This window comes from Microcoleus sp. MON1_C5 (genome assembly GCF_036701875.1).
In the GTDB taxonomy this organism is placed as follows: domain Bacteria; phylum Cyanobacteriota; class Cyanobacteriia; order Cyanobacteriales; family Microcoleaceae; genus Microcoleus.
In genome coordinates, this window is record NZ_JAUBRN010000037.1 from 65,247 (window position 1) to 71,246 (window position 6,000).

Genomic DNA, 6,000 nt, shown 5'->3' on the forward strand with positions numbered 1-6,000 from the left:
GAATTTTAGGGGGCGCATCGGGGCAGCTTACCTCGACTAAACTAGCATGGAGAAACTTAAGATTTTCTTTAAGCTTCTGTCTATTCCTGACTGAATGGAGTTTCTAGAGTAAAAACGGGGATCGCTTATTCGATCGCCTGATTGACAGGACTGAGTTAAACGTAATAATAAATTATTTACTGTAGAGCTTCTGCCAAAATGAATCCAGAACGCCAAGAGGCTTATTTGAACTTAATCGAGCGAGTGCTTACCTGTCCCAACGGCCAAGAGCCAGAGGTTTTGAGTTCGCGTTCCGATTTAATTGATGCGGGATTTGTGCAAATGCTAATCCAGATATCGGCTTCAATGGCGCGCGAAGGTGACGAAGATACTGCCAATTTTTTAGTGCAACTTGCTCGTTTGCTGGGGAAATCTTTGGGTTTGTCGCCGGATTTGAGGCCGGCTGGGTACAGTAGTGCAAAGGGGTAGAGAAAAAGTGCGATCGCCTCGTGGTCTCATGTTTTGAGAAATGAGGGCGATTCCCTACCCTTTGGGATAGCTTCGCTTCACCTAATTTTTAAATGCAGCTATAGCTTTACAGTTTATATTCGAGAGGCTCGCAAAAATCATTCACCCCAGTTTTAAAGACATAAATAATCACCGAAGTCACCAAAATATCAGGGCAAATTTTTGCTGCAACTAAATCTCTAAATGCTGCATTCAATTGTCCGTTTGTCAACTCTTCTTTAACCTCTGATTTGCAGATAGCAACGCGGCATCTTTTGGCCAATCCGTCTAACCAATTTTCTGATATATTCGGTTCTTGTCCGGCTTGAATTGCTAGAGATATCGCTGCATCTTCGATGTTACCTTCGCAATCTTCGATTGCGTCTAGGGCTTTTAGGGCTTCGGGATATTCGGCTAATTGCGAGCGAAACTGGGCAATTTGTTGGGAGGTAATAATCATCATATTATTTTCCTGTGTTCTCTGCTGGCGGGATAAGTTTAGCAATTAAAGTGGATATTATAGCATTTTTTTGATGGGGGTTGGAATTGATTGTTTTAATTTTATGACTGGTGCAATAGTACAATGTGCTTGAAACCCCCGTCTCATAGCGGAGTCCGACGAGGGTTGAAACCCCCGTCTCATAGCTGAAGTCCTCTTGCATAGGACTGATGAGAAGGATTTAAAGGCTAATTAATCATGTTCAAAATGTTAGATTGCGATGTTGCGAAGTCCGACGAGGGTTGAAACCCCCGTCTCATAGCTGAAGTCCTCTTGCATAGGACTGATGAGAAGAATTTCAATGGTAATTAACAATTTTCAAAATGTCACCCTTAATTAACATTGTGCACATCTTCAGTCCTCTTTCAGAGGACTTTCGCTATGAGACAGGGGTTTCAACCCCTGGCGGACTAGGGGACTGACGACAAATCCGAATAGCCTTTTCAACCTCTGGCGGACTATCGGACTGACGACGAATCCCGGCAATTGTTGCTACAATCAAAAAAACAACCGCCTCAAAAACTCCCCAATGTTGGATAAAATATGGCGATTCCTCAAACAATTAATTCAGCGGGTGTTCCGCACTTTTTCCCAGGATTTTAACCCCCCCTGGCCCCCCCTTGGTAAGGGGGGGGAACAAGAGGAAACAAATCTTGCTTCCCCCTTTACTAAGGGGGGACTGAGGGGGGTTCCTCCAACTTTGACTGATGCGGAATACGAGGCGAAGTTGATGGAACTTCTCGAAGGGGTGAATCAGGGCTGGGGAAGAGGGGATGTTGCGGAATTCTTAATCGCAAAACGCATTAAAGATGGTGATTTGGCGGCTTGGTTGCGGAGGTTTGAGGCTCGATTGTTGGAGGGCGCGCAGGGGAGTACAGCGTCTGCGGATGCGGTGGTATCGCTTCAGGAATTGGCGCGCAGGTTGGAGTTGTTGGGTAGAGTTGCGGGGGGGGAATTGGGAGAGTGCGCGGGGAATGTTGGTAGGGAGATTTTGGCTGAGTTTCCGCTATCTTCGGTTGAGGGGGATGAGGTTGGCGATCGAGCGGCTGAGGCTTGGTGGGATCGAGGGAATGAGCAGTATAATTTAGGGGATTTTGAAGGGGCAATTGCATCTTTAGACAAAGCCTTAGAAATCAAACCAGATTATCACGTTGCCTGGTACAGTCGGGGCGTTACACTGGGTAATTTAGGCAGAGTTGAAGATGCGATAGCCTCCTACGACAAAGCCTTAGAAATCAAACCAGATTATCACGAAGCTTGGTACAATCGGGGCCTTGCACTACGTAATTTAGGAAGATTAGAAGAAGTGATCGCCTCCTTCGACAAAGCCTTAGAATTAAAACCAGAGGATGACGCAGCCTGGAACAATCAGGGCGTTGCACTGGGTAATTTAGGCAGAGTTGAAGATGCGATCGCATCCTACGACAAAGCTTTAAAATTAAAACCATATAATGACGTATCCTGGTACAACCGGGGCGTTGAACTGGGTAAATTAGGAAGATTAAAAGAGGCGCTCGCCGACTACGACAAAGCCTTAAGAATCAAACCAGATAAACACGAAGCCTGGTTCAATCGGGGCCTTGCACTGGGTAATTTAGACAGAGTTGAAGAGGCGATCGCCTCCTTCGACAAAGCCTTAGAAATCAAACCAGATATTCATGAAGCCTGGATGAATCGGAGTATCGCAGTCAAAAATGCACCTAAACACAACCAGGCAGTTTATGAAATATTACAGGTACAATTCCCTAATTCTCCACTACTAATAAGAACTCTCTTAACTCACAACCTGAAAAAGCGGGGCTATGAAGGGCAAGAATTAACATTAAAAGCAGGCTTAGAGTATTGCAGAGAAAATACCCATCCCGAAGGATACGGAAAACTGCATCAAGCACTCGGAAATGCTCACTACGATCGCGGAAAACTTAATTCTCGCAACACCTATTGGAATAAAGCCGCCGCCAGCTACAAACAAGCACTCACAACTCTAACACCAGATGCTTTTCTGAAACTGCATCTAGAAGTTTTGCAGGATTTAATCAAAACTTTAGTCAGCCTCAAAAAAACCGAACAAGCCAATAAACTACAGCGAGATGCAACCGATTTATTGCAGCGTCTGCTGAAAGAGCAAAACTATTCGCAACTCACCCAAAAGCAACTCACCGACAAATTAGTTAGGTTTGAACAGTTAACGGTAAATATATTCATCGAGTCGGGGCAATTTGCCGAAGCCTTAGCAACAGCAGAAACCGATAAAAATGTCTGCTTGTCTTGGCTGCTGAATGCCTTACCAACTCCCCCTTACGAAACAGAAGAGACAGTCACTCACTCACAAATTCAGCAGCTTCTCAATCCCACAACAGCCGCGATTTACTGGCATCTCAGCGACGCAGCCCTGACAACATTCATCATTAAATCCGATGGCTTGTTGTCTCCCGAAAACTGTTTCATCGATTTTCCCGATAAATTTGAAGAATGGGTAAAGGAGTGGAATCAACAATACACCGATTATCAATCTCAGGAGAAAACAAGCCAACAAAATCATCCTTGGCGTGCGGGAATGGCAAGTAAATTTGCCCGACTCAAGGAAATCCTGAAAATTGATGTCATCGAACAGCAATTAGAGGGGATTACCGACTTAATTCTGATTCCTCACCGGGACTTGCACCGCTTCCCAATTCATGCTTTGTTTAGTCGTGATTTTGTGGTTAGTTATTTGCCTAGCGCGGCAGTTGGGATTAATTTGCAACATCGGTTTAGCGGAATCTCTCGTTTATCTCCAAGTTCCGATCCCCCTAAATCCCCCTTAAGAAGGGGGACTTTGAATGAGTCAGTCCCCCCATCCGAAGATACATTGAACACTCTTGTCCCCCCCTTCTTAAGGGGGGTTAGGGGGGATCAAAAACCTGAAAACCCAGCCGAAATCTCTGACTTACCTCCCAGTTCAGATCCCCCTAAATCCCCCTTAAGAAGGGGGACTTTGAATACTGGGGATCTAGTCATCATCAGCATCGAAAATCCCCGCAGCGTAAGTATCGATGAAAACGGCCAAGAAAAAAGATTCGCCCGCCTCCCCGCCGCCGAAATCGAATCGGAAATTATATGCCGAATGTTTCCAAACTCTACCCGACGGGGACAAGACACAGCCACCCTCGATGAAGTCGAAAGATTATTGCAGCAGCCGCACGATGTTTTTCACTTCACCGGCCACGGCAGCTATAATTTTGATAATCCTCTAGAATCAACTTTATACTTAAGCGGCAACCACCGATTAACAGTCAGAGAAATTATCCAACATGACCTCAGCAACTACCAATTAATCTGCCTTCCCGCCTGCGAAACCGCCTTGACTGACAAACAAACAATTCTCGCCGAATATGTAGGATTGACTAGCGGTTTTATGCGCGCCGGAGTTGGCTGTGTCGTCAGTACCCTGTGGCCCGTAGAATCCGGTGCGAGTGCGTTATTAATGATTTATTTTTACCAACGGTGGCGCGAAGCCGGCGATTCTCTACCCGTGGCTTTAGCAAATGCTCAAAAATGGCTGCGAGAAGCCACCCGCGAGGATTTAGCCGCCTGGTATCAAGGGGAAATTAACAATATTTCCGCAAACAGCCCCGAACTTTCTGTAGATGAAGTTACCTTAATCGATTCTTTTGAAACCAATCAGCTAGCATTGGCGACAATGGAATTGCATCAACCATATCAGCATCCCTATTACTGGGCTGCTTTCACTATCACAGGATTATGAACGACACGCAAGACGAGATTTTCCAAGCTTTTATTGTGGCGCTATTCCAACAAACCGAACCGTTGCCCGCCGATGTCCAATCCGAGTTTAATAAAACCGATGAAACTTTTACAATTAACGATATTTTAAGACTTACGAAACTGCATCCTCCTCTGCTAGCGGCTTATCAAAAAAATCGTGTGTGGTTAAAGAATCACAGCAGCCAGCGCAGCAAAGGATTAGATTTTGTACCGAATGCTGAATTTGAAAATAATAACACTACTACCACCGAAACTGATAACACCTCTAGCGACATCAACGATTTGACAAATTTGCCGGAAATTATCAAAAACTTCGAGGCAAAAGTCCAGCCGCGCGGGTTTCGAGAATTCCTCAGAAAACTTTTGCAAGCTAAGGACTCCGTGCAAGCAAGCCGAGATAGAATCTTATTGTCGATCGCAGACGGTTTGGCCCATGAGTAACGAGAATTTGCTAATCTACCCGACTGTTGATTTGTTTATCTATGATTTAGCAGACGGTAGCGGGCAAAATGAGGACAAGATTAGCCAAAATCGCGAACAGTTTTGGCAAAAGATTTATGCCGACCAAATCTCTGCGCCGCAGCTAGAAAAACTAAAACAAGCTGAAACTGAAACTGCTGATTATATCGAGTTACTCGGCGACAAAAAAATAGCAGCATTTGAGTCTCCCCTCGATGGCTATGCTTATCCCGTCAAAATCCGCGATACTTATGCGGCACAATTTGACTTGTCTGGCAAAATAGAACCCGACGAGAATAAGAAATTTGCACCCAAAGAAATCGATTGTTTAGAATGGCTGAAACAACAAGTAATCTCCCGTGTCAATCCACCGGCTACCATCGGTCAAAGTTGGCTGGTTTGGGGACAATTGACGGTTGATGACCAAGACGCTTTATCAACTGCTAAAAATTGCTACACCAAAATGAATCTATTCCCCAATGCTAAATGGGAAAGAGACTTACAAACCGAAGGACAATTTTTAGGTGCAAATTTTTACGAATTGTGGCTACCACCGGGGGATAGGGGCAATATCAGCCAAAATTATCATGTCTTAATTTGCTTGTTTCCCTACAACAGCGGTCAATCAATTCGCGATATCAGCAAGAGTGTCGAGAAACTTTATACGCATTTGATGCGATTATTTGCCTATCGCAATAAGGTGATTTGGGCTTATACCAATTTAATATGAAGCTGCATAGAATAAAGCTTCCAGAATGAAAGTGTAAGAAGATAGTGAACTCATTTCT

General features: G+C 44.7%; 5 protein-coding genes. 4 read left to right on the forward strand and 1 reads right to left on the reverse strand.

Annotation, left to right across the window (positions count from 1 at the left end):
* The first annotated feature begins 198 nt into the window (after window positions 1-198).
* Entirely contained in the window at window positions 199-468 is a 270-nt protein-coding gene (locus tag QUA71_RS18485) for a hypothetical protein (RefSeq protein WP_333096050.1), read from the forward strand.
* 106 nt (window positions 469-574) lie between these two features.
* On the opposite strand, the gene QUA71_RS18490 is transcribed toward QUA71_RS18485, so the two are convergent.
* A complete protein-coding gene (locus QUA71_RS18490; RefSeq protein ID WP_333287158.1) occupies window positions 575-949 on the reverse strand; it encodes a hypothetical protein in 375 nt (124 codons plus the stop codon).
* A 565-nt stretch (window positions 950-1,514) separates the two neighbouring features.
* On the opposite strand from QUA71_RS18490, the gene QUA71_RS18495 reads away from it, so the two are divergent.
* From QUA71_RS18495 to QUA71_RS18505, 3 genes are read left to right on the forward strand one after another with little or no spacing between them, the layout of a single operon-like run.
* Window positions 1,515-4,733, forward strand: coding sequence for a tetratricopeptide repeat protein (locus QUA71_RS18495; RefSeq protein WP_333287160.1), 3,219 nt, complete (start codon window positions 1,515-1,517; stop codon window positions 4,731-4,733).
* Window positions 4,730-5,194 (forward strand): hypothetical protein, encoded by a 465-nt coding sequence (locus QUA71_RS18500; RefSeq protein WP_333287162.1) that lies wholly within the window; start codon window positions 4,730-4,732, stop codon window positions 5,192-5,194. Before QUA71_RS18495 ends, QUA71_RS18500 begins: the two co-directional genes overlap by 4 nt.
* A complete protein-coding gene (locus QUA71_RS18505) occupies window positions 5,187-5,942 on the forward strand; it encodes a hypothetical protein (protein WP_333287164.1) in 756 nt (251 codons plus the stop codon). Before QUA71_RS18500 ends, QUA71_RS18505 begins: the two co-directional genes overlap by 8 nt.
* Window positions 5,943-6,000: the final 58 nt, after the last annotated feature.

What these genes read in the sequence shown, in the direction of transcription:
- QUA71_RS18485 (WP_333096050.1), top strand. Translation starts at nt 199, where the DNA reads ATGAATCCAGAACGCCAAGAGGCTTATTTGAACTTAATCGAGCGAGTG.
- QUA71_RS18490 (WP_333287158.1), bottom strand. Translation starts at nt 949, where the DNA reads ATGATGATTATTACCTCCCAACAAATTGCCCAGTTTCGCTCGCAATTA.
- QUA71_RS18495 (WP_333287160.1), top strand. Translation starts at nt 1,515, where the DNA reads ATGTTGGATAAAATATGGCGATTCCTCAAACAATTAATTCAGCGGGTG.
- QUA71_RS18500 (WP_333287162.1), top strand. Translation starts at nt 4,730, where the DNA reads ATGAACGACACGCAAGACGAGATTTTCCAAGCTTTTATTGTGGCGCTA.
- QUA71_RS18505 (WP_333287164.1), top strand. Translation starts at nt 5,187, where the DNA reads ATGAGTAACGAGAATTTGCTAATCTACCCGACTGTTGATTTGTTTATC.